This is a genomic window from Micromonospora wenchangensis, assembly GCF_002210435.1.
Lineage (GTDB): Bacteria > Actinomycetota > Actinomycetes > Mycobacteriales > Micromonosporaceae > Micromonospora > Micromonospora wenchangensis.
The window spans coordinates 1-22,593 of sequence record NZ_MZMV01000087.1; the positions used below are offsets into that span (position 1 = coordinate 1).

26 protein-coding genes and 1 riboswitch are annotated in these 22,593 nt (G+C 72.2%); of the genes, 20 read left to right on the plus strand and 6 right to left on the minus strand.

What is annotated here, in order from left to right:
* Positions 1–15: 15 nt before the first annotated feature.
* The gene (locus B5D80_RS30145) at positions 16–225 is read right to left on the minus strand and encodes a phosphatidylethanolamine-binding protein (RefSeq protein ID WP_088647325.1); all 210 of its coding nucleotides are present in this window, start codon (positions 223–225) and stop codon (positions 16–18) included.
* A gap of 89 nt (positions 226–314) precedes the next feature.
* Positions 315–1,217 (minus strand): universal stress protein, encoded by a 903-nt coding sequence (locus B5D80_RS30150; RefSeq protein ID WP_088647326.1) that lies wholly within the window; start codon positions 1,215–1,217, stop codon positions 315–317.
* Between the two features lie 158 nt (positions 1,218–1,375).
* Between B5D80_RS30150 and B5D80_RS30155 the strand changes: the two genes are divergently transcribed.
* The 16 genes from B5D80_RS30155 to gcvP all read left to right on the plus strand — a co-directional run bounded on the left by B5D80_RS30155 (position 1,376) and on the right by gcvP (position 16,959).
* The gene (locus B5D80_RS30155) at positions 1,376–2,551 is read left to right on the plus strand and encodes a PP2C family protein-serine/threonine phosphatase (RefSeq protein ID WP_088647327.1); all 1,176 of its coding nucleotides are present in this window, start codon (positions 1,376–1,378) and stop codon (positions 2,549–2,551) included.
* A gap of 47 nt (positions 2,552–2,598) precedes the next feature.
* The gene (locus B5D80_RS30160) at positions 2,599–3,069 is read left to right on the plus strand and encodes a MarR family winged helix-turn-helix transcriptional regulator (RefSeq protein WP_088647328.1); all 471 of its coding nucleotides are present in this window, start codon (positions 2,599–2,601) and stop codon (positions 3,067–3,069) included.
* Between the two features lie 277 nt (positions 3,070–3,346).
* Positions 3,347–3,979, plus strand: a complete 633-nt coding sequence (clsA, locus tag B5D80_RS30165) for a cardiolipin synthase ClsA (RefSeq protein ID WP_088647329.1) — start codon at positions 3,347–3,349, stop codon at positions 3,977–3,979.
* Positions 3,976–4,929 carry a DUF881 domain-containing protein gene (locus B5D80_RS30170; RefSeq protein WP_088647330.1) on the plus strand — a complete coding sequence of 318 codons (954 nt, stop codon included), beginning with the start codon at positions 3,976–3,978 and terminating at the stop codon, positions 4,927–4,929. The genes clsA and B5D80_RS30170 overlap by 4 nt, the downstream gene beginning before the upstream one ends.
* Positions 4,926–5,258 (plus strand): small basic family protein, encoded by a 333-nt coding sequence (locus tag B5D80_RS30175; RefSeq protein WP_067311500.1) that lies wholly within the window; start codon positions 4,926–4,928, stop codon positions 5,256–5,258. The genes B5D80_RS30170 and B5D80_RS30175 overlap by 4 nt, the downstream gene beginning before the upstream one ends.
* A 9-nt stretch (positions 5,259–5,267) precedes the next feature.
* Positions 5,268–6,221, plus strand: coding sequence for a DUF881 domain-containing protein (locus B5D80_RS30180; RefSeq protein ID WP_088647331.1), 954 nt, complete (start codon positions 5,268–5,270; stop codon positions 6,219–6,221).
* Positions 6,222–6,277: 56 nt separating this feature from the next.
* On the plus strand, positions 6,278–6,658 hold the full coding sequence (gcvH, locus tag B5D80_RS30185) for a glycine cleavage system protein GcvH (RefSeq protein WP_088647346.1): 381 nt from the start codon (positions 6,278–6,280) through the stop codon (positions 6,656–6,658).
* Positions 6,659–6,875: 217 nt separating this feature from the next.
* Entirely contained in the window at positions 6,876–7,328 is a 453-nt protein-coding gene (gene odhI, locus B5D80_RS30190; protein WP_067311506.1) for an oxoglutarate dehydrogenase inhibitor Odhl, read from the plus strand.
* Positions 7,329–7,378: 50 nt separating this feature from the next.
* A complete protein-coding gene (gene ftsR / locus B5D80_RS30195; RefSeq protein WP_211291708.1) occupies positions 7,379–8,074 on the plus strand; it encodes a transcriptional regulator FtsR in 696 nt (231 codons plus the stop codon).
* 180 nt (positions 8,075–8,254) lie between these two features.
* Positions 8,255–8,719 carry a bifunctional nuclease family protein gene (locus tag B5D80_RS30200; RefSeq protein ID WP_088647333.1) on the plus strand — a complete coding sequence of 155 codons (465 nt, stop codon included), beginning with the start codon at positions 8,255–8,257 and terminating at the stop codon, positions 8,717–8,719.
* 176 nt (positions 8,720–8,895) lie between these two features.
* Positions 8,896–9,504: a MerR family transcriptional regulator gene (locus B5D80_RS30205; protein ID WP_088647334.1), complete on the plus strand. Its 609-nt coding sequence runs from the start codon at positions 8,896–8,898 to the stop codon at positions 9,502–9,504.
* A gap of 395 nt (positions 9,505–9,899) precedes the next feature.
* On the plus strand, positions 9,900–11,102 hold the full coding sequence (locus B5D80_RS30210) for a nitric oxide synthase oxygenase (protein ID WP_088647347.1): 1,203 nt from the start codon (positions 9,900–9,902) through the stop codon (positions 11,100–11,102).
* Between the two features lie 2 nt (positions 11,103–11,104).
* Positions 11,105–12,334, plus strand: a complete 1,230-nt coding sequence (locus B5D80_RS30215) for a globin domain-containing protein (RefSeq protein WP_088647335.1) — start codon at positions 11,105–11,107, stop codon at positions 12,332–12,334.
* Complete coding sequence (locus B5D80_RS30220) at positions 12,331–12,969, plus strand: SPFH domain-containing protein (protein WP_088647336.1); 639 nt, start codon at positions 12,331–12,333, stop codon at positions 12,967–12,969. The genes B5D80_RS30215 and B5D80_RS30220 overlap by 4 nt, the downstream gene beginning before the upstream one ends.
* A 59-nt stretch (positions 12,970–13,028) precedes the next feature.
* Positions 13,029–13,892: an NAD-dependent protein deacetylase gene (locus B5D80_RS30225; protein ID WP_088647337.1), complete on the plus strand. Its 864-nt coding sequence runs from the start codon at positions 13,029–13,031 to the stop codon at positions 13,890–13,892.
* A gap of 67 nt (positions 13,893–13,959) precedes the next feature.
* A riboswitch (glycine riboswitch) is annotated at positions 13,960–14,057 on the plus strand.
* A gap of 79 nt (positions 14,058–14,136) precedes the next feature.
* The gene (gcvP, locus tag B5D80_RS30230) at positions 14,137–16,959 is read left to right on the plus strand and encodes an aminomethyl-transferring glycine dehydrogenase (RefSeq protein ID WP_088647338.1); all 2,823 of its coding nucleotides are present in this window, start codon (positions 14,137–14,139) and stop codon (positions 16,957–16,959) included.
* Between the two features lie 118 nt (positions 16,960–17,077).
* On the opposite strand, the gene B5D80_RS30235 is transcribed toward gcvP, so the two are convergent.
* The gene (locus B5D80_RS30235; protein ID WP_088647339.1) at positions 17,078–17,278 is read right to left on the minus strand and encodes a DUF5999 family protein; all 201 of its coding nucleotides are present in this window, start codon (positions 17,276–17,278) and stop codon (positions 17,078–17,080) included.
* A 123-nt stretch (positions 17,279–17,401) separates the two neighbouring features.
* Here B5D80_RS30235 and B5D80_RS30240 point away from each other — a divergent pair, with 123 nt between their 5' ends.
* The 3 genes from B5D80_RS30240 to def are packed head-to-tail and all read left to right on the plus strand — an operon-like array spanning position 17,402 to position 19,928.
* Positions 17,402–18,595 carry a chorismate-binding protein gene (locus B5D80_RS30240; RefSeq protein WP_088647340.1) on the plus strand — a complete coding sequence of 398 codons (1,194 nt, stop codon included), beginning with the start codon at positions 17,402–17,404 and terminating at the stop codon, positions 18,593–18,595.
* A gap of 27 nt (positions 18,596–18,622) precedes the next feature.
* Entirely contained in the window at positions 18,623–19,408 is a 786-nt protein-coding gene (locus B5D80_RS30245; RefSeq protein WP_088647341.1) for a TetR/AcrR family transcriptional regulator, read from the plus strand.
* Positions 19,409–19,418: 10 nt separating this feature from the next.
* Positions 19,419–19,928, plus strand: coding sequence for a peptide deformylase (gene def / locus B5D80_RS30250; RefSeq protein WP_088647342.1), 510 nt, complete (start codon positions 19,419–19,421; stop codon positions 19,926–19,928).
* On the opposite strand, the gene B5D80_RS30255 is transcribed toward def, so the two are convergent.
* Both B5D80_RS30255 and B5D80_RS30260 read right to left on the minus strand, forming a co-directional pair.
* Positions 19,908–20,702 carry a GNAT family N-acetyltransferase gene (locus B5D80_RS30255; protein ID WP_088647343.1) on the minus strand — a complete coding sequence of 265 codons (795 nt, stop codon included), beginning with the start codon at positions 20,700–20,702 and terminating at the stop codon, positions 19,908–19,910. The genes def and B5D80_RS30255 overlap by 21 nt on opposite strands.
* A 3-nt stretch (positions 20,703–20,705) precedes the next feature.
* A complete protein-coding gene (locus B5D80_RS30260) occupies positions 20,706–21,053 on the minus strand; it encodes a winged helix-turn-helix transcriptional regulator (RefSeq protein ID WP_088647344.1) in 348 nt (115 codons plus the stop codon).
* 96 nt (positions 21,054–21,149) lie between these two features.
* On the opposite strand from B5D80_RS30260, the gene B5D80_RS30265 reads away from it, so the two are divergent.
* Positions 21,150–21,764, plus strand: a complete 615-nt coding sequence (locus tag B5D80_RS30265) for a malonic semialdehyde reductase (protein ID WP_088647345.1) — start codon at positions 21,150–21,152, stop codon at positions 21,762–21,764.
* Between the two features lie 45 nt (positions 21,765–21,809).
* Here the strand turns inward: B5D80_RS30265 and B5D80_RS30270 are convergent, their stop codons facing one another.
* Positions 21,810–22,583 carry a sulfite exporter TauE/SafE family protein gene (locus B5D80_RS30270; RefSeq protein WP_169733126.1) on the minus strand — a complete coding sequence of 258 codons (774 nt, stop codon included), beginning with the start codon at positions 22,581–22,583 and terminating at the stop codon, positions 21,810–21,812.
* Positions 22,584–22,593: the final 10 nt, after the last annotated feature.

Genomic DNA, 22,593 nt, shown 5'->3' on the forward strand with positions numbered 1-22,593 from the left:
GCCCGGCCGCGCGGTTCACTTCGGGTCGCCGGGTCCGCGTTCGCCCTTGGGGCCGTAGGCCCGCTCACCCCGGACCATGCCGCGCTGGCCCCGGTCCTCCTGGAGGATCCGGTTGGCCACCTGGTTGGCCTCCTGGTCGGACGCGCGTCCCGACTGTTCGATCAGGTCACGCAGCCGCGCCCGTTCCTTGTCGTACGCGTTGCTTCCCGGCTGTGGTCCTGGCATGTCGCCTCCTCGGTGGTCCGCCTGCGGTACCCGCGCCGACTACCCGTCCCCGGCCCGGCCAACCGCCCCACCGCGCACCGGCGGGTGGTTCACCGGCCGGTCGCCGGCTCCCGGTCCGGGGCGCGTACCACCGCCACCGGGCAGGCGCTACGGTGCAGCACCCCGTGGCCGACCGAGCCGAGCAGCAGCCCGGCCAGCTCGCCGTGGCCCCGACCGCCGACCACCACCAGTTGGGCCCGGCGGGACGCCTCGGTGAGGGCGGCGACCGGGCGGGCGTGCACGGGTTCCCGGTCGACCGGCAGGTCGGGGTGGCGTTCGGCGAGCCCGGCGAGGCTCCCGGCGAGCACGTCGTCCTCCTCGTCGCGTAGCCGGGCCTCGTCGTACACCAGGGGTTGGAAGTCCCCGGGGCCGGCGGAGGCCGGATGGGTGTACGCGTGCACGGCCCGCAGCCGGACCCCGCGCGCGGCGGCCTGCGCGGCGGCGAAGTCCACCGCGGCGCGGGAGGCGGCCGACCCGTCGACCCCGACCACCACCGGGCCGTCGTCGGCCGGGGTGCCCCGGACGACCAGCACCGGACAGTCGGCGTGGGTGCTGACCTGGATCGCCACCGAACCGACCACCAGGGCGCCGAACCCACCGAGGCCCCGGTCGCCGAGCACGATCATCGCCGCGGTGGGGGAGGTGCCCAGCAGCACCGCCGACGCCTCGCCGTCGACGATCTCCCCGGTGACCCGGAGGCCGGGGTCGACCGTGCGGGCCTGTGCCACCGCCGCCTCGACCAGGTCCTGGGCGGTGCGGCGCAGTCCGCCGCCGGGCGGGTCGGCGGCGATCGGGTCGACCGGGGTGTGCAGCAGCGGCCAGATGAAGGCGTGCACCACCCGCAGCGGCCGGCGCAGGCGGGCCGCCTCCGTCGCGGCCGTCCGGACGGCGCGCAGCGCCGGCTCCGAGCCGTCCACGCCCACCACGATCGCCGCGCCGTCCGCCGAGTCCACCGTGCGCACCTCCTGCCCGGGTCAGTATCGCGGCTGGCCGGGGGTCGGCGGGCCGATACCGCCACCGGTTCCTCCCGTGCCGCCCGGTGCCCCGGGTGGGGGCGGACGGGACGCTCCGTATGATGCTTGCCCTGTAGCAAGAATCTCGGAGGACAACCATGCCGGACGCGCTCGCAGCGATGTCGCGCGCGCTACGTGAGGCCCCACCCGACCAGGTGGTGGAGGCCGCCGATCGGGCCCTCCGGTCCGAGTTGGCCGCGGTACGGGTCGACGCGTTCCTGGCCGACTACCGGATCAGCGGGCTGTGGTCGGTGCTCGACCCGGAGGTGTCCGCCGGGTCGCTCACCGGGCGCAGTGCCGCGCAACGCTGTTTCAGCAGCCAGCAAGCGGTGCGCGACCCGTCCGACGGCGGACGCTGCCGGGTCTGGGTGCCGCTGACCACGCGGGGGGAGCGGCTGGGGGTGTTCCTGGTCGAGCTGGCCGGCAACCCGGACGACCCGACCGTGGAGCTGATCGCCGACCTGGGTGTCGACCTGGCCACCACGTTGCGGGCGGCCGACCGGGAGACCGACAGGTACCGGCGGACGCGGCGTCGGGAGCGGCTGAGCATGGCCGCGGAGATGCAGTGGGACCTGCTACCGGGGCGCAGCGTCACGCACGAGGCGTTCCTGCTGGCCGGGCAGCTCGAACCGGCGTACTCGGTGGGCGGTGACCACTTCGACTGGTCGGTCGACCCGGGGCGGCTCACCCTCACCGTCCTCAACGGCGCCGGCACCGGCCTGGCCGCGGCGATGCTCACCGCGCTCACCGTCAACGCCATCCGCAACGCGCGCCGCTCGGGCGGCGGCCTGGTGGAGCAGGCCGAGTTGGCCTCGGACACGCTGTTCTACCAGCACCGGGGGCAGCGGCACGTGGCGACGCTGCTGTTGTCGGTGGACACCGGTACCGGCCGGGCGCGGGCGGTGGACGCCGGTTCGCCGCGGGTGCTGCGGCTGCGGGGGACCACTGTCGAGCGGATCGCCCTGGAGCAGCAGCTGCCGTTGGGTATGTTCGCCGAGACCCGCTACACGGTGCAGGAGTTCGACGTGCTGCCCGGTGACCGGCTCTTCGTGGTCAGCGACGGCGTGTACGACGCGCAGCCGGGGGGTCAGGAGGCCTACGGTGAGCGGGCGATGGCCCGGTCGATGCGGTCGACTCGGCTGCAACCGGCGACGGAGGCGGTTGGTACGGTGATGCGCGAGCTGTTCGCATATCATGCCGACACTGATCTACGTGACGACGCCGTCGTCGTGTGCCTGGACTGGTGCGGGCCGGGCGGGCGGCGCGAACGGTGATCGGCCGTCAGCGACTTACGACAGCGGACAATCGCAGGGGACAGCGGGTGGATCGACCTCCGGATCTTGCTGCGGCGATCGATGCCGCGGCCGAGGCGCTCGTCGGCGTGCTCGATTCGGCCACCTCCCGGCACCAGGTGGCGGTCCCACCGACCCAGCTGCGGGTGCTGGCGCTGATCCGGGACCGGCCGGAGACGAACGTCAACGGGCTGGCCGAGCTGCTCGACGTGGTGCCCTCGTCGGCCAGCCGGCTCTGCGACCGGCTGGAGGCGACCGGGTTGCTGCGCCGCACCCCGGACCCCCGGGACCGGCGGGAGGTGCGGTTGGTGCTCACCGCCGCGGCGGTGACCCTGCTGACCGAGCTGCGGGAACGCCGGCACCGGGCGGTGCAGGCGGTGCTGGACCGGATGCCGTCCCGCGCCCAGCACGAGCTGTTGCTGGCGCTGCTGGCGTTCGGCCAGGCGGCGGCCTCGGGTACGCCCACCGCGCAGCCCGACACCCCCGCCCGCACCGCGTGACCGTCCCCTACCTTTCCACCAGTTTCCTAGGATGCCTTAGCGGTGGTGACACACCACACACACCGCCGGACCGCCCCGGGAGACGCGCGCCCCACCGGGGCAGCCGCCCGCGCCCGATATAGTGGCTGCCGGTCCGGGGTGCCGAGCGTCCCGGACCGCACCAGGGGGAGGTCCCGGCCCGGGATCACCGAGACACCGGCGAGCGCCGGTCCGGTAAGCGCACGGCTGACCGTGGTGCCCGCGTGGGCACCCGGATCGTGCTGCGGGGGGAGGTTCGGTGTCACGTCGGCCGGCTCGGGCAGAGCATCCGCGCGGACCAGGCGGTGACGCCGCCGCCGACCGGGTGCTGACGTTGCCGAACCTGATCAGCTTCGTCCGGCTGCTCGGCGTACCCCTGTTCCTCTGGCTGTTCCTGGTCGTGGAGGCGGACGTGGCGGCGATCGTGGTGCTCGCCATCGGCGGCACCTCCGACTGGGTGGACGGCTGGATCGCCCGCCGGCTCGGGCAGGTCAGCCGCCTGGGTGAGCTGCTCGACCCGCTGGCCGACCGGCTCTACATCCTCGCCACGCTGCTCGCCTTCACCGCCCGGGAGGTGGTGCCGTGGCCGTTCACGGCGGCGCTGCTGGCCCGGGAACTGCTGCTGCTCGGTTCGTTGGCGGTGCTGCGCCGGCACGGGTACGGGCCGCCGCCGGTGCACTACGTCGGCAAGACCGCCACCTTCCTGCTGCTGGCCGCGTTCCCGGTCCTGCTGCTGGCGGCGGCGACCACGTCGGTGACGGCGACGACCGCCGCGGCGATCGGCTGGGGACTGGCCTGGTGGGGCCTGGTGCTGTACTGGGTGGCCGGCGCGATGTACGTGGTGCAGGCGGCCCGGCTGGTCCGCGCGGCCCGGCGGGGGGTCGCCGCGTGAGCGCCCCGGGGGACGGGTCGAAGCGGCCGGCGCGGTTGTTCACCCCGGACTTCCTCACCGAGCTGTTCCAGAATCCGTTGGATCCGGGTTACGCCGACGCGGCGGCCCGGCGGCGGCAGGACCCGGCGTCGACCGCCGGGTGGCGGGGTGCGTCCGCGCGGGCGGTGGCGGTCGTGGTGGTCGCCGCGGTGGGGTTCCTGTTCGCGGTGGCGTACCGGGAGACGATGGCCGACGAGCCGAGCCGCAGTCAGGCGCGGGCCGCGTTGATCGCGCAGATCAAGCAGCGGGAGGCGGAGACCGACGCGATGACGGCGCGGGCCGCGCGGCTGCGCGAGGAGGTCGGTCGGCAGCGGGACGCGGCGTTGAGTGGTTCGCAGGCGGCCCGGTTGCGCAACCTGGAGGCGGGCACGGGGCTGGGCCGGGTGCGTGGTGACGGGGTGGTGGTGAAGTTGGCCGATGCCGCGGTGCAGGACGACGGTGCGGTCAACGGCGACTCGGCGGCGGGTCCGTCGCGGGTGATCTACTCGGATCTGCAGAAGGTCGCCAACGACCTGTGGGCCTCGGGTGCGGAGGCGATCGCGATCAATGGGCAGCGGTTGACGGCGACGTCGACGATCCGTTCGGCGGGGGCGGCGATCCTGGTGGACTTCCGGCCGGTGACCAGCCCGTACGAGGTGTCGGCGATCGGGCCGCGGTCGTTGCGGGACCGGTTCGACGACAGCCGGTCGGCGTATCTGATGCGTCGGGTGGCCCGGGACACCGGGTTGTCGTTCGAGGTGCGCCGGGCCGGGGACCTCACGTTGCCGGCCGCGCCGGAGCCACGGCTACGCTACGCGCAGCCGTCGGTCAGTCCGAGTCCGTCGCCGGCGGGTTCGGGTGCTGTCGGTTCGTCCGGTGCCGGGTCGTCCGGTCCGGGTTCGTCTTCCCGCCCCTCCGGAGGTGTCCGATGATCGCGGTGCTGGCGTTGCTCGCCGGTGTGGTGCTGGGGATCTATCTCGATCCGACGGTGCCGGCGGCGTTGCAGCCGTACCTGCCGATCGCCGTGGTGGCCGCGCTGGACGCCGTGTTCGGTGGGGTGCGGGCGAAGCTGGATCGGATCTTCGACGACAAGCAGTTCGTGGTGTCGTTCATCTCGAACGTGCTGGTGGCGGGTCTGATCGTGTATCTGGGTGACCAGTTGGGGGTGGGTGGGCAGTTGTCCACGGGTGTGGTGGTCGTGTTGGGGGTGCGGATCTTCGGGAATGTGGCGGCGATCCGTCGGCACCTGTTCCGGGCGTAGGTTGGTGTCGTGAGCGACGAGCATCGGGAGACGGGTACGGGGTGGCCGGAGCCGGTGGAGCCGGTGCGTCCGGCGGGTGAGCCGGATCCGCGGCCGGACGCGCCGGACGCGGACGAGTTGAGTCCGTTGGTGCCGGGAGATCCGGGGGAGCCTTCGCCGGAGTCGGGTGACGACGACGGGGCGACGGTGAACCTGGCGGAGGTGGCGTCGGCGGAGGCTGGGTCCTCGGCGCAGCCGTCGGACAGCCCGTCGGCGGGTCCGGCGGGGCGTCGGGTGTCCTCGGCTGCGGTGATGATCGCGGCGTTGCTGGCGTTGTTGGGGTTCACGTTGGTGGTGCAGTTGAAGACGACGTCGACGGACCCGACGTTGGCGGCGACCCGGCAGGAGGACCTGGTGCGGATCTTCTCGGATCTGGATTCCCGGGAGAAGCGGCTGCAGCAGGACATCGAGGGCCTGGAGGACAGCCAGCGGCAGTTGCGTTCGGGTGAGCAGGGTCGGCAGGCGGCGTTGGAGGAGGCGACGAAGCGGGCCGACGAGTTGGGCATCCTGGCGGGTACGTTGCCGGCGCGGGGGCCGGGGTTGGCGGTGCGGTTCGAGCCGGGTGGCAAGCCGATCCGGGCGGACCGGGTGTTGGACGCGGTGCAGGAGTTGCGGGGTGCGGGTGCGGAGGCGATGCAGATCTCGGGTGGGGACCGGGCGTCGGCGCGGATCATCGCGTCGACGTACTTCCTGGACGGGGCGGGGGACGTGTTGGTGGTGGACGGGCGGCCGTTGACGGGTCCGTACACGATCACGGTGATCGGTGATCCGGAGACGATGCGTACCGCGTTGAACATTCCGGGCGGGGTGGCCGCATCGGTTCGCGGTGACGGCGGTAACGTGAGCGTCGAGGATCGTGAGGTTGCCGAGGTTTCGGCGCTGCACGCGCCGTTGAAGCTGGAACACGCCCGTCCGGTCTCCTGACCGGCGCGGCCGCGCCGGGTGGTCTCCCGGTGCACCGATGGATGAGGGACGCGCTGGTGATTCCTGAGGATCTGCGTTACACCGCCGAGCACGAGTGGGTGGTGGGTGCCGAGGGCGGTAACGTCCGGGTGGGTATCACCCAGTTCGCGCAGGATGCGCTGGGTGACATCGTGTTCGTCCAGTTGCCGGACTCCGGTGCGGTGGTGGAGGCCGGTGAGTCGTTGGGTGAGATCGAGTCGACCAAGAGCGTGTCGGAGATCTACGCGCCGGTGAGTGGGACGGTGGCGGCGCGCAACGAGGCGTTGGCCGACACTCCTGAGGTGATCAATTCTGATCCGTACGGTGCGGGTTGGTTGGTGGAGATCGTGCCGGCGGATCCGGCGGCGGTGGACGGGTTGTTGACCGCTGACGCATACCGTGAGCTCACCGAGAGCTGAGTGGTGTCGTGCCGGGCGTGGGTGTTTCTGCCGCGCGTCCGGTTGCCCTGCATTTCGGCGCTGGCTAGGCTCGCCCAGTCGACCGAGAACCCCAAATTGGTGCAGTGTTGGGTAATTGCCTTCCTTGGGCAGGGGGAGCCAGCCGTCGGGTGATCTTCCCGGGGGCCGTACCCGCCGTTATCCTGTGCTGACCGAAACTGATCCGTGAGGTGGTCCCATGACGCGCCCAGGCGACGAGTTCCCCCCGCTCGACGTCACTTCGACGCTCAATCTCGGTTCGTTGGACGAAGTGCTGGAGGGTCCGGACACCGATGTGGTGCCGAGTCGGATGTCCGGCTCGTTGCCGCCGGGTATGGCGCTGCTGGTGGTTCGTCGGGGCCCGAATGCGGGTGCCCGGTTCCTGTTGGACCATGATGTGACGACGAGTGGCCGGCATCCGGACAGTGACATCTTCCTGGACGATGTGACGGTGTCGCGGCGGCACGCGGAGTTCCATCGGGATTCCGGGACGTTCACGGTGCGGGACGTGGGGAGTCTGAACGGCACCTACGTGAACCGGGAGCGGGTGGAGGCGGCCACGTTGAGCAATGGTGACGAGGTGCAGATCGGTAAGTTCCGGGTGGTGTTCATTGCCGGTCCTCGCCCGGAGGAGGAGGCCGGCCGGGGGTGAACGAGCCTGCGGCCTCCATGCCGTCCGGGGCTGCCCGGTCGCACCCGCTGATGAGTATCGGTGAGGTGTTGGGTCAGCTGCGGGTGGAGTTTCCGGACGTCACGATTTCGAAGTTGCGGTTCCTTGAGGCCGAGGGTCTGGTGGAGCCGCAGCGGACGGCGGCGGGGTACCGGAAGTACAGCTGGGATGATGTGGCCCGGTTGCGGTTCGTGTTGACTGCGCAGCGTGATCAGTATCTGCCGTTGCGGGTGATTCGTGAGCAGTTGGCGCAGTGGGACGGTGGTGACGAGTCGCCGGGTCGGCAGCGGCCGACGTTGGTGGCGGTGGGTCCCGGTGGTGAGGTGCCGGGCCGGTCGGCGGAGGAGCCTGAGTCGCAGGTGCGGCTCGGGCGGGCCGATCTGGTGGCGCGTAGTGGGATCGCCGAGTCGACGTTGGGTGAGTTGGAGCGGCTCGGGGTGTTGGTGCCGGATCCGCCGGGGTGGTACGACGCGGATGCGTTGATCATCGCGCGGGCGGTGGCGGGTCTGGCGGCGTACGGGTTGGAGCCTCGGCATCTTCGGGGTTACCGGTCGTCGGCGGATCGGGAGGTGGGGTTGTTCGCGCAGTTGGTGGCGCCGTTGGCGCGGCAGTCCGATCCGGCGGCGCGGGCGCGGGCGGCGGAGACGGCGCGGGAGTTGGTGGCGTTGTCGCAGCAGTTGCATGCGGCGCTGGTGCGGGTGGGTTTGCGGTCGACGTTGGGTCGGTGAGGGGTTCGGCTGGTGTGTGCGGAAGGTTCTGCCCCGGGAAGCGTGCCGTAGGCTTGCCGGGGTAACCCTTTTCCGGCGCGGTGCGGGGCTGGTGCGGTGGGGACTGCCGTGTCGCGGTCCGTGTACCGTGCAGGGACGGGGCGCGGTGCGGGTGTAGGCGACAACGACACGGAGGCGGCGGTGCGCGAGCTGAGCGTGGTCGGGGTTCGGGTGGAGCTGCCCAGCAACCAGCCGATCGTCCTGCTCAGGGAGGTCGAGGGCGACCGCTATCTGCCGATCTGGATCGGTGCGGTCGAGGCCACGGCCATCGCCTATGAGCAGCAGGGGGTCAAACCGGCCCGGCCGTTGACGCATGATTTGTTGCGGGACGTGCTGGCGGCGTTGCAGGCGCCGTTGCGGGCGGTGGAGATCACCGAGTTGAAGGAGAACGTCTTCTACGCTGACCTGTTGCTGGGTGACGGGGTGCGGGTGTCGGCCCGGCCGAGTGATTCGATCGCGTTGGCGTTGCGGGTGGGTGCGCCTATTCGTTGTGCGGAGCAGGTCCTCAGTGAGGCGGGGATCGTGATTCCCGACGAGCAGGAGGATGAGGTGGAGAAGTTCCGGGAGTTCCTGGAGCAGGTGCGTCCGGAGGATTTCGCGGGCTGATCGTGGCTTCGTCGTGGGTGTCGCGGTGGCGATGCCGGTGGTGTGGTGTGTCGTCGCGCGGCGTGTCGCGGCGGTTTCTCCGTGGTAACCCCTTGGTGCGGCGTTAGGGTTGCCGTGTCGAGGGGTGTGCGTCGGTGGCACCGGCGTGTTACCGCACTGACGGGGAGGTTGTCGGGATGCACGAGCCGCGGGAGCCTGAGCCAGGTGTGGAGCGGGGCGAGTCGGGGGCGGTGGCGTCGTCGGTGCCGGTTGACGGTGACGGTGCGGTCGGTTACCGGGGTGTGACGGCCTGTCATGCGGCGGGGATCAGTTACCGCCAGTTGGACTACTGGGCGCGGACGACGCTGGTGGTGCCGAGTGTGCGGGACGCGTCGGGTTCGGGGACGTCACGGTTGTACTCGTTCCGCGACCTGGTGGTGTTGAAGGTCGTGAAGCGGCTGCTGGATGCCGGGGTGTCGTTGCAGAACATCCGTAAGGCGATCGAGGCGTTGCGGTCGCGGGGGGTGGAGGACCTGGCGGGGATCACGCTGATCTCGGACGGGACGACGGTGTACGAGTGCCGGTCCCCGGAGGAGGTGGTGGATCTGTTGCAGGGTGGTCAGGGGGTGTTCGGGATCGCGATCGGTGGGGCGTTCAAGGAGATCCAGGGTTCGTTGTCGCATCTGCCGGCGGAGCCGGCGGTGCCGGGTGGTGGTGAGGTGGTGCCGGCGGCGCAGGAGGGTGTGTCGTCGGAGGTGGTGGGTGACGAGTTGGCGGCGCGGCGGGCGCGGCGTCGGGCGGGTTGATCGGGGTGGTGTGGACGCCGCGGCCGGGTTCCGGTCGCGGCGTCGTCGTGTCCGGGTGGTGGCGGGTGTCGGCTCGGTGTGCCGGGTGGCTCTGGTGGTCCCCGGGGGCGGGTCGGGCCGCCGTTGCCGTCCATAAGGGACGTTCTGGGATGGAGCGCTGTTGTTGACAGGTGTGGTCCGGCCGGGAATCCTGTCCAGGGCGATCACCAGAGACGCCGATCGGGTCACGGTGAGTGACGGTTGGTGGTGGCGTCGAGCTGATGCGTGGAGCATGGTGCGGGGGTCGCATCCGTGGTCCCGCCGAGGACGGGAAACGAACCGAAGTGCACATCGATCACTTTGTCGGCCTGGGTTCCGCGCGGGCCGGCGGTGCTGTCGCCGATCATGCCGCCGAGTTGCGTTGCCCGGTCACCGCCGCGTCGCCTGCCGAGCCGGTCGGCTCCGATGGGGACGTGCTGGCCGAGGCGACGGAGTTCCTGGAGGCGTTGCACGCCGAGCGGCGGTTGCCGGGGCTGGCGGCGCGGCTGGCGGAGGTGCGTGAGGAGGTCGCGTTGACCGGCTCGTACCGGCACACCCGGGAGGAGTTGGAGTACGGGGCGAAGGTGGCGTGGCGGCAGTCGGCGCGGTGTGTGGGTCGGGTGCGGTGGGCGGGGTTGCGGGTGCGGGACCGTCGGCACGTGACGACGGCGGCGGGGATCGCGCAGGAGTTGTCGGCGCATCTGGCGGCGGGGGACAACGGGGGCCGGATCCAGTCGGTGATCACGGTGTTCGCGCCGGACCGGCCGGGGGTGGGTCCGCGGGCGCGGATCTGGAACGACCAGTTGGTGCGGTACTGCGGTCACGTGCGCGCCGACGGTGGGGTGTTGGGTGATCCGGCGCAGGTTCCGATGGTGCGGGCGGCCCGCCGGTTGGGGTGGCGTCCGCCGCCGGTGCCGGGTCGGTTCGACCTGCTGCCGTGGGTGATCGAGACGGCGCACGAGTCGCCGTCGGTGTGGGAGGTGCCGCGGGAGTTGGTGCGGGAGGTGGCGTTGACCCATCCGGATCATCCGTGGTTCGCGGATCTGATGCTGCGTTGGCATGCGCTGCCGGTGATCAGTAACATGCGTCTGCGTATCGGCGGGGTCGACTACAGTTGCGCGCCGTTCAACGGTCACTACCTGGGTGACGAGATCGGGACCCGGAACATGGGCGACCGGGAGCGGTACGACCAGTTGCCGGTGGTGGCGGCGGGGTTGGGGTTGGACACGTCGCGGGAGGACACCCTGTGGCGGGAGCATGCGGCGTTGGTGTTGAACCAGGCGGTGCTGCACTCGTTCCGGGTGGCGGGGGTGCGGGTTTCCGATCCGCACACCGAGTCGGAGTTGTTCATGAAGTTCTGCGCGCAGGAGGAGCGGGCGGGTCGGCCGGTGCACGGTGACTGGTCGTGGTTGAACGGGAGTGTGGGGTGGGCGGCGTTGCATGCGGTGCACCACCGGTACTACGACACCCGGGTCCCGAATCCGAATCTCTGGCAGACTGACCGCGTTTACGACCCGGATGGTGTGGTGGCGATGACGTTGCGTGAGCGTCACGACGTGGCTCGCGCGCAGGAGGACTGACGATGGACAACGCGGCGTTGCGCCAGAGTTGGAGCCAGTTCTCCGCCGCCGGGCCGGAGGCGGCGAAGTATTTCTATGCCACGTTGTTCGTGGTGGCGCCGGAGGCGCGGTCCATGTTCCCGACGAACATGCAGTACCAGGAGGACAAGCTCCTGGCCGCGTTGGGGCACATCATCACCAGTCTGGACGATCCGGAGGCGTTGACGGCGTTCGCGCAGCGGTTGGGTGCGGACCACCGGCGGTTCCACGGTCACGACCAGCGGGGTAATCCGGTGGTGTTGGGGGAGCGGCACTACATCTGGGTGGGGCAGGCGTTGCTTGCCACGTTGGAGCGTTTCCTCGGCCCGTACTTCACGCCGGCGTTGCGGGCGCAGTGGGCGGCGGCGTACGAGCTGGTGGCGAAGATGATGCTGGACGGGGCGGCGGAGGCGGAGCGGTCGTCGCCGCCGCACTGGGAGGCGGAGGTGGTGACGGCGGAGCGTCGTCGCGCCGACATCATGGTGTTCACGGTGCGTCCGAACTATCTGTGCAACTACCGGCCGGGTCAGTCGCTGCCGGTGCAGGTGCCGCAGTTGCGGACGTGGCGGTACCTGTCGCCGGCGAACGCGCCGCGGGCGGACGGGACGATCGAGTTCCACGTGCGGGCGGCGGGCCGGTTCTCCACGCATCTGGTGCGTCGGTTGCGGGCGGGGGAGCGGTTGTTGCTGGGGCATCCGACGGGGGCGGCGTTGTCGTCGTACGACCGGTCGCCGCACCTGCCGTTGTTGCTGATCGCCGGGGGGACGGGGTTGGCGCCGTTGCGGGCGGTGGTGGAGGCGGTGCAGCAGGGCGCGGGGCGGCGTACGACGCTGGTGGTGGGTGGTCGTACCCCGGACGACCTGTACGACGAGGCGGCGTTGTCGCGGTTGGCGGCGATGCCGCCGGCGGCGGGGTGGCAGCATGCGGGGACGGGCTGGTTGCGGTATGTGCCGACGGTGGAGACGGGGTGGGGTTGGCAGGGGGCGATCGGTCGGGCGGCTGACACTGCGGTGCGGTTGGGGCCGTGGGCGGACACGGAGATCCTGGTGTGTGGGAGTCCGGAGATGACCCGGGACACGGTGGCGATCCTGGTGCGCTCGGGTGTGGCGCCGGAGCAGATCCTGACGGAGAGCTATGATCATTCTCTCTATCCGCCGCTCGCCGAGGCCGGTGCCGTGGGCCCGCGCGACTTCAGTGGGACAGGTGCCCGATGAGCGTCGACCACTCCGGCCGGGTTGTGGCCGAGCAGGGTGATATCGCCCGACAGTTGTCGGCGTTGGAGGAGCGGCGGTTCCGGGGCAGCCACTGGTTGTCCGCCGAGGAGGTCGCGGGGGTGGTGCGGGCCGCCGACGACCGGATCGGGTTGCTGACGGCGGAGTTGGAGCGGCAGCGGCGGGAGAACCAGGGGCTGCTGAGCCAGGTGGAGATGCTGCGGCACGGGACGTTGCCGAGCACCGCGCCGCAGGGGCCGGATCCGATGACCGTCGAGTTGGCGATGCGGGCGCAGGACGAGGCGAACCGGACGATCGGTGAGGCCAGCGCGGAGGGCGCGGAGATCATCGCCGATGCGCGGCGGCAGGCGGAGGAGATCCTCGCCGAGGCGCACCGGCGGGCCGGTGAGGTGGGCGCGTCGGGGGTGTCGCCGGCTGCCGGCCCGTCGCCGGAGTTGGCGGGGAAGTTGCAGGCGTTGGAGGAGCGGCACGCGGCGGCGTTGGCGGCGGTCGCGGCGGCGCAGCAGCAGCTCAATCGGTGGCAGTCGTATCTTGCGGCGCAGTCGGAGCAGTTGCGGGCGGACGCGGCGGCGGCCGGCGGGGCGAGCGCCCAGTTGCGGGCGGTGCTGGGCGGCTGAGCCCGCCGGCGTCCCGGGTGGGTTCGCCGCCGGTGGGGTGGCTGAGGCAGCATGGACGGGTGACGGAGACGATCGACGCGGTGGCTGCCCTGGTGGCGGCCGGTGGGGTCGTGGTGGTGAGTGGGGCGGGCCTGTCCACCGAGTCGGGTATCCCCGACTACCGGGGGCCGACGGGTGCGGCCCGCCGGCACACGCCGATGACGTACCAGGCGTTCGTCGGGGATCCGGTGGCGCGGCGACGTTACTGGGCGCGTAGCCATCTGGGGTGGCGCACGATCGTGGGGGCGACGCCTAACGACGGGCACCGGGCGGTGGCCCGGTTGCAGGCCGCCGGCCTGGTCGACGGGGTGATCACGCAGAACGTCGACGGTCTGCACACGGCGGCGGGCAGCGGGCGGGTGGTGGAGTTGCACGGCCGCCTGGACACGGTGGTGTGCCTGCGCTGCGGTGACCGTACGCCGCGGGCGGAGCTGCACCGGCGGCTGGTGGCGGCGAACCCGGGGTTCGACGCGACGGTGGCGGTGGTGAACCCCGACGGTGACGTGGATCTCGACGACGACCGGGTGGCCGGGTTCCGGATGGTCGACTGCGGGTGTTGCGGCGCGGGGATGCTGAAACCGGACGTGGTGTTCTTCGGGGAGACGGTGCCCGCGGCGCGGGTGGCGCGGTGTTTCGCGATGGTCGACGCGGCGCGGGCGGTGCTGGTGCTGGGGTCGTCGTTGACGGTGCTGTCGGGGCGGCGGTTCGTGCTGCGGGCGGCGAAGTCGGGCATTCCGGTGGTGATCGCCAACCAGGGTGTCACCCGTGGTGACGGGTATGCGGCGCTGCGGGTGGACGCCCCGCTGGGGCGGTTCCTGCCGGCGCTCGCCGACCGGGTGGCGGCGGTCGCACCGCCCGGGTCGGGTCTGGTGCCGGCCGGCTGACATCAGCGTGGGCGGGGGTACGACATCCGCCGGTAACGGGGGCGCTGGTAGCGTTGACCATGCCGACACCACCCGCGCGGGAGAGATCGCCCAGCAGTATCCGGGCGGCGCCGAAGGGGCAGATTCTCCCCGGAACCTCTCAGGCAGAAGGACCGCGACGGGCAGGCACTGTGGAGCGCCCTGCGGCGTGACTCAGGGGGAGGCCGATCCGTCGACCTCGCCGCCTGAGTCAGGAGCGTCACGCATGACCGTAGAGCAGTTCGCCGACCGGCACATCGGTCCCGGCCCGGACGACGAGCGCCGCATGGTGGAGGCCGTCGGGTACGGGTCGATCGACGAGCTGATGGACGCGGCGATTCCCGAGGTGATCCGCTGGCACGGGACGTTGGATCTGCCGGCGCCCGCCACCGAACGGGAGGCGATCGCCGAACTGCGGGCGTTGGCGTCGCGTAACACGGTGGCGGTGTCGATGATCGGCCTGGGCTACCACGGCACCGAAACCCCGGCGGTGATCCGCCGTAACGTGCTGGAGAACCCGGCCTGGTACACGGCGTACACGCCGTACCAGCCGGAGATCAGTCAGGGCCGGTTGGAGGCGCTGCTGAACTTCCAGACGATGGTGACGGACCTGACCGGCCTGGCGACGGCGAACGCGTCGATGCTCGACGAGGCGACCGCGGCGGCGGAGGCGATGACGTTGGCGCGGCGGGCGTCGAAGAGCCGCAGCACCGTGTACGTGGTCGACGCCGACGCGTTGCCGCAGACCGTCGCGGTGCTGTGCGGCCGGGCCGAGCCGTTGGGTATCGAGGTGCGGGTGGTCGACCTGGCCGTCGAGGAGTTGCCTGCGGAGTTCTTCGGTCTGCACCTGCAGTATCCGGGGGCGTCGGGGCTGGTGCGCGACCATGCGCCGCTGGTGGCGGCGGCGCACGCGGTGGGCGCGTTGGTGACGGTGGCGGCGGACCTGTTGGCGTTGACGCTGCTGCGGGCGCCGGGGCGGATCGGGGTGGACATCGCGGCGGGCACCACGCAACGGTTCGGTGTGCCGATGGGCTTCGGGGGGCCGCACGCCGGTTACCTGGCGGTGCGGGCCGGGTTGGAGCGGATGCTGCCGGGTCGGCTGGTCGGGGTGTCCCGGGACGCGGCCGGTGAGCCGGCGTACCGGTTGGCGTTGCAGACGCGGGAGCAGCACATCCGGCGGGAGAAGGCGACCAGCAACATCTGCACGGCGCAGGTGCTGCTGGCGGTGATGGCCGGCATGTACGCCGTGTACCACGGACCGGACGGGCTGCGGCGGATCGCCGACCGTACCCGGGGCATGGCGCTGCGGTTGGCGGCGGGGCTGCGCGCCGGCGGGGTCGAGGTCGCCGACGGGGTGTTCTTCGACACGGTGACGGCGGCGGTGCCGGGTCGCGCGCGGCAGGTGGTGGCGGCGGCGCGGGAGCGGGGGGTGAACCTGCGGCTGGTCGACGCCGACCGGGTGGGGGTGTCGTGTGACGAGACGACCACCGGGGAGCACCTGGCGGTGGTGTGGGAGGCGTTCGGGGTGGACCCGGTCGTCGGTGACGTGCAGGAGGCGGTGCCGGCCGGGTTGGCGCGGGACACCGGTTTCCTCACCCACCCGGTGTTCCGCAGCCACCACTCGGAGACGGCGATGCTGCGGTACCTGCGCCGGCTGGCGGACTTCGACTACGCCCTGGACCGGGGCATGATCCCGTTGGGGTCGTGCACGATGAAACTGAACGCGACCACCGAGATGGAGCCGGTGACGTGGCCGGAGTTCGCCCACCTGCACCCGTTCGCGCCGCCGGAGCAGACCGCCGGTTACCGGGAGCTGATCGGGCAGCTGGAGGGGTGGCTGGCGGAGGTGACCGGCTACGACGCGGTCAGTGTGCAGCCCAACGCCGGGTCGCAGGGGGAACTGGCCGGGTTGTTGGCGATCCGCGCGTACCACCGGGACCGGGGTGAGGCCCACCGGGACGTGTGTCTGATCCCGTCGTCGGCGCACGGCACGAACGCCGCGTCGGCGGTGATGGCCGGGATGCGGGTGGTGGTGGTCGGCTGCGACGCCGACGGCAACGTCGACCCGGTCGACCTCGACGCGAAGATCGACAAGCATCGGGACGCCCTCGCGGCGATCATGGTGACGTACCCGTCGACGCACGGGGTGTACGAGGCGGGCATCGCGTCGCTGTGCGCGAAGGTCCACGACGCCGGCGGCCAGGTGTACGTCGACGGGGCGAACCTCAACGCGCTGGTCGGGTTCGCCAAGCCGGGCCGGTTCGGGGCGGACGTGTCGCACCTGAACCTGCACAAGACGTTCTGCATCCCGCACGGCGGCGGCGGGCCGGGGGTGGGTCCGGTGGCGGTGCGGGAGCACCTGGCGCCGTACCTGCCGGGTGACCCGACCGGTGAGCGGACGGCCGGGTCGGCGGCGATCGCGGCGGCCCGGTACGGGTCGGCGGGCATCCTGCCGATCCCGTGGGCGTACCTGCGGATGATGGGCGCGGCGGGACTGGCCCGCGCGACGGGGGTGGCGGTGCTGGCCGCGAACTACGTGGCGGTGCGGCTGCGCGACCACTTCCCGGTGCTGTACGCCGGCAACAAGGGCCTGGTGGCGCACGAGTGCATCCTGGATCTGCGGCCGTTGACGAAGGCGACCGGGGTGAGTGTCGACGACGTCGCGAAGCGCCTGATCGACTACGGGTTCCACGCGCCGACGATGTCGTTCCCGGTGGCGGGGACGCTGATGGTGGAGCCGACCGAGAGTGAGGACCTGGCCGAGCTGGACCGGTTCTGCGACGCGATGATCGCCATCCGGGCGGAGATCGACAAGGTGGCGTCGGGTGAGTGGCCGGCGGGGGACAACCCCCTGAGCAACGCCCCGCACACCGCGGCGATGGTGTCCGGGGACGAGTGGCCGCACCCGTACCCGCGGTCGGTAGGCGCGTACCCGGCCGGGGTGGACCGGGTGGGGAAGTACTGGCCGCCGGTGCGGCGCGTCGACGGCGCGTACGGCGACCGGAACCTGATGTGTTCGTGCCCGGCGCCGGAGGCGTTCCAGGACTGAGGCGCGGTGCCGGGGCGGCGGTCGTGCCGCCCCGGTGCGGCGACCGGGGGAGGGCGGCCCCCCACGTGGGGGCTAGCCTGGTGCGACGGGTCGGCGACGCCGACGCATCGTGACCGGGTCAGGCGACGAGCGCGTGCCGGGCCGGCCCGCGGTGCGGGGCGATGGTGCTGCCGTCAGGGAGGAGTTCACCGGTGTCCTCGAAGACGATGACACCGTTGCAGAGCAGGCTCCAGCCCTGCTCAGGGAAGCAGGCGATGACCCGGGCGGCATCCCGGTCGGTCGCTTCGGCGGAGGGACAGGGGATCTGGTGCTGGCACATCGGGTTCTCCGGACTGTGGGGGCACTGTGTCATGGTTCACATGACCAGTGACGCACAGTACCAAGGGACCGCGCACCGGATCGAGCAGCCTTCCGCCATGTTGCCCGGAAATCCGCTGAACGGATGAGGAAGAATCAGCCACCCGGCGTGGAAACGCTCCCAACGGTGCCGGTCGACGTACCCGCAGTACCGGCCCCCTGCCGCAGCGTGCTCGTCGAACGGGACCGCTACGAATGGCAGCTCACCGACGGTGGCGACCCCGCCGCGCAGATCACCGCCTTCCTCACCGCCCACGGCCTGCCCGTCGACGACCTGACCCGCCCGGCGACCCACCGCACCGACGGCCCCTGCGGCGCCGCCCTGTTCGTCTCCGCCGCCGCCGGCGCCCGGATGGCCGGCGCACCCACCGGCCCCGCCAGCCCCGTGCCCGCCCTACCCGACGTCGCCGTCGTCGTCTACGACCACGGCACCCGCCGCCCACCCCCCACCGCACCGGCACCCGACCGGCTACGGCTCGGCCCGTGGCGGGACAGTTGGACCACCGGCCAGCACGCCGACGCCGTGCGTGCCGTGCGCGCCGCCATCGGCCGCGGCGACGTCTACCAGGTCAACGTCGTCGGCCACGCCGCCGCCACCTACACCGGCGACCCCCGACCCGCCCTGGCCCGCCTCGCCGGACTGCCCGGCGCCCGCTACGGCGGCACCCTGCACGGCGACGGCTGGAGCATCGGCTGCGCCTCACCGGAAACCCTCGTCGCCGTGCACGCCGGCCGGGTCGTCACCCGCCCCATCAAGGGCACCCGCCCCGCCACCCCGGCCGGCCGGCGCGACCTGCTCACCTCCGCCAAGGAACGCGCCGAACACATCATGATCGTCGACCTGGAACGCAACGACCTCGCCCGCATCGCCCGCACCGGCTCGGTGACCGTCGACGACCTGTTCACCGTCCGCCGCTGGTGCGACCTGTGGCAGGCCGAGTCGACCGTGTCGGCGACCCTCGCCGACGGCACCGGCCTGACCGACCTGCTGCGCGCCACCTGCCCCGGCGGCTCGGTCACCGGCGCACCCAAACACGCCGCGCTGGCGCTGATCGCCGCCGTGGAACCCGTCGGCCGGGGCGCCGGCATGGGCGCGTTCGGCTGGATCAGCCCCGGCCACCTCGACCTGGGCCTGACCATCCGCACCGCCGCCGCCGACCACGACCGGCTGCACCTGTGGGCCGGCGGCGGCATCACCTGGGACAGCGACCCCACCGCCGAGGTCGCCGAGGCCGCCGCCAAGGCCGCCCCGCTACGGGCCCTGCTCGCCGCCGGCTGACCACACCCGGGCCGTTAGGGTGACGGCATGCACGTCGAGTACAGCGGCACCGGCGACCCCGCCCGCAGCCTCGCCCTGCTGTGGCGCACCCGCGAGCGGGCCAGCCGCAGCGGCGACCTCGGCGTCGACCAGATCGTCCGGGCCGCCATCGCCGTCGCCGACGCCGAGGGCCTCGCCGCGCTGTCCATGCGCCGGGTCGCCGAACGCCTCGGCGTCGGCACCATGTCCCTCTACACCCACGTGCCCGGCAAGGGGGAACTGCTCGACGTCATGCTCGACACCGTGCACGGCGAAACCCCCCGCCCCACCGACGTCCCCGGCGGCTGGCGCGGCCGCCTGGAGCGCATCGCCCGGGACAAGTGGGCGCTGTACCTGCGCCACCCGTGGCTGCTGCAGGTCGCCACCACCCGCCCACCGCTGGGCCCCCAGGTCACCGCCCGCTACGACTACGAACTACGCGCCGTCGAGGGCACCGGCCTGACCGACCTGGAGATGGACGCCGTGGTCACCCTCGTCGACTCCTACGTCCACGGCGCGGTACGCGGCGCGGTGGAGGCCGCCCAGGCCACCGGCCGCACCGGCCTCACCGACGAACAGTGGTGGCACGCCCACGCCCCCTACCTGGAGAAGGTCATGGACCCGGCGCGGTTCCCCACCGCCGCCCGGGTCGGCGCCGCCGCCGGGCAGGAGTACCAGGCCGCCACCGACCCGACCCGCGCCTTCGAGTTCGGCCTGGCCCGCGTCCTCGACGGCATCGCCGCCCTCATCGCCGACCGGTGCGCCGGATCACCGCCACCGGCGACCCCCCGATAGCCTTCCCGACATGACCGTACGCCCGATCCGGATCATCGGTGACCCCGTCCTGCGCACCGCCTGCACCCCGGTGACCCGCTTCGACGCCACCCTGCAACAGCTCGTCGACGACCTGATGGACACCCTCACCGGCGAACCCGGCCGGGCCGGCGTCGCCGCCCCCCAGATCGGCGTCGACGCCCAGGTGTTCGTCTACGACGCCGACGGCCACCGCGGGCACCTGATCAACCCCACCATCGAACTGTCCGACGAGACCCAGGACGACGACGAGGGCTGCCTGTCCATCCCCGGCCTGTACTTCCCGACGCGCCGCGCCCTGCACGCCACCGTGCACGGCGTCGACCGGCACGGCGACCCGCTGACCATCTCCGGCAGCGGCTTCCTCGCCCGCGCCCTGCAACACGAGACCGACCACCTCGCCGGCCGGCTCTACGTCGACACCCTGCGCGGCGACATCCGCCGCAAGGCCCTGCGGGAGATCCGCGCCGGCCGGTTCGACTCACCCCGCCGCCGCGGCTGACCCCGCCCCGACGGCCAACGCGTACTCACCGAACCCGGCCACCCGGGTGAACCCCAACCGTTCGTAGAGGCGCACCGCCACCGCGTTGTCGGCCCGCACGTTCAACGTCACGTGGTCGACGCTCGCCGCCAACCGGGCACACAACGCGGCCACCACCTGACCGCCCAGACCCCGCCCCCGCGCCTGCGGGCGGGTGGTCACGTTCCCCACCGCGGCCACCCGGTACGTCGGCGACCACACGTGCACCCCGGCCACCGCCACCAGGGCGTCACCGTCGCGCACCCCCACGTAGTGGCCGGTGTCGAGCATCCGCGCGTCGAACCAGTTCCCCGGGTACGCCACCGCGTACAGGTCCCGCAACGCCGGCAGGTCCGCCGGGCCGAGCACCTCACCCGCGGCGGCGACGCCGGCCAGCCGCCCCGGGTCGGTCAACGCCATCCGCAGGTGCGCCCCGGCCGGGGTGACGACGTACCGGCCCGCGAGGACCCGCTCCAGGCCGGGGGACAGGTGCGCGTATAGCCGGGCCGGTAGCACCGGGGCCACCTCGTCGAGCAGCACCGCCATGGCCGCGCCGTCCCGCTGCGCGGCGAACGCCAACAGCACCGGCTCGGCGGTCCCGTGGTACAGCAGCACCACCTGGTCACCGCGGCGGAACCACGACGTGTACGGCCAGAAGAAGTCGTCCAGGTCACCCAACTGGTAGGCGTGCAGCACCGGGTCCCGGCGCAGCAGCGCGGCCAGCACGGCACGGTCGTGTTCGGCGCGGACCGGCACCGGTCAGCAACGACCCGCGGGAAGGTTCTCGTCGGCCCACCGGGCCAACTCGTCCAGCGCCGGCAGCAGGGCCGCGCCCCGCCCGGTCAACTGGTAGCTGACACCCAGCGGGGGACCCTCGCGCACCGTGCGGCTGACCAGGCCCACCCGGGCCAGCTCACCGAGCCGGTCCGACAGCACCGACTCACTGATGCCCGGCAGCGCCCGCGCCAGCTCGGCGAAACCGGCCGGCCCCTGCGCGAGGGTGCCCAGGATCATGCCGTTCCACCGCTTGCCGAGGAACGCGAACGCCCGGGACAGCCCCCCGGGACAGGCGCGGGGCCCGCCGTCGGTCGGGGAGCACGTCGTCATCGTCCCAGCATACGTGGTCTGCAACTCATCCTAGTCACTTCGAAAAAACTAGCTGCTACCGTAGTCGCAGCAATCGTGATCCGACCGGAGGACACCATGACCGACGTACTGCCCGACCACCTCATCACCCTCGACCCCCAGGCCCAGGCCCAACTGTTCACCGAAGCCCGCACCGCCAACACCTTCACCGACACCCCCGTCAGCGACGAACAACTCCGCGCCATCTACGACCTCGCCAAGTACCCACCCACCGCCATGAACGTCCAACCCCTGCGCATCCTGTTCGTCCGCCCCGGCAACGGCCGCGACCGCCTCCTCACCCACGTCGCCGACGGCAACCGCGCCAAAACCGCCACCGCCCCCGTCGTCGCCGTCCTCGCCGCCGACACCGACTTCCACGAACACCTCGACACCGTCTTCCCCATCCGCCCCGGCATGCGCGAACACTTCGCCGCCGACCCCACCACCCGCGACGGCATGGCCCGCTTCAACGCCGGCCTCCAGGTCGGCTACTTCCTACTCGCCGTCCGCGCCGCCGGCCTCGCCGCCGGACCCATGGGCGGATTCGACGCCACCGGCGTCGACAACGAATTCTTCACCGACACCGGCTGGAAGTCCCTGCTCCTGGTCAACATCGGCCACCCCGGCCCCGACGCCTGGCACCCCCGGCTGCCCCGCCTCGACTACGACACCGTCGTCCGGCACGCCTGAACCACCCCGAACCCCCAGTGGCTGGCCGGCCGAGCACCCACCCGCTCAGCCGGCCAGCCACTGGTCGTACCCCAACTTCGCCACCAACGCCAACACCACCACCAGCAACACCACCCGCACGAACCCCGCACCCCGCCGCAACGCCATCCGCGCCCCCACCGCCGCCCCCGCCACATTGCACACCGCCATCACCGCACCCAACGCCCACCACACGTGCCCGGTCAACCCGAACACCACGAGCGCACCCAGATTCGTCCCCGCATTCACGACCTTCGCCATCGCCGACGCGTGCACGAAATCCGAACCCAGAATCGCCGTGAACGCCAACACCAGGAACGTGCCCGTACCCGGCCCGATCAACCCGTCATACAAGGCGATACCCACACCCGCCACCCCCACCGCCACCACCACCCGCACCGGCGTCCGCCGCTGCGGCCACGCCACCACACCCAGCGACGGCCGCGCGAGCACGAACACCGCCACCGCCACCAGCACCACGAGCACCACCGGCCGGTACGCGCTACCCGGCACCGCCCCCGCCAACGCCGCACCCAACCCCGCCGTCAGCACCGCCAACCCGGCCGCCGGACCCGCCACCGCCCAGTCCAGCTTCGTCCGCCGCCCATACGTCACCGCCGCCGTCGACGTGCCGAAGATCGCCGCCAACTTGTTCGTCCCCAACGCCGTCGCCACCGGCACCCCCGGCGCCGCCACCAACAACGCCGGCAACAACAACAACCCACCCCCACCCACCACCGCATCGACCCACCCCGCCAGGGCAGCCGCAGCCAACAGAGTCGTCAACGACACAGGATCCACGGCCGGCCAT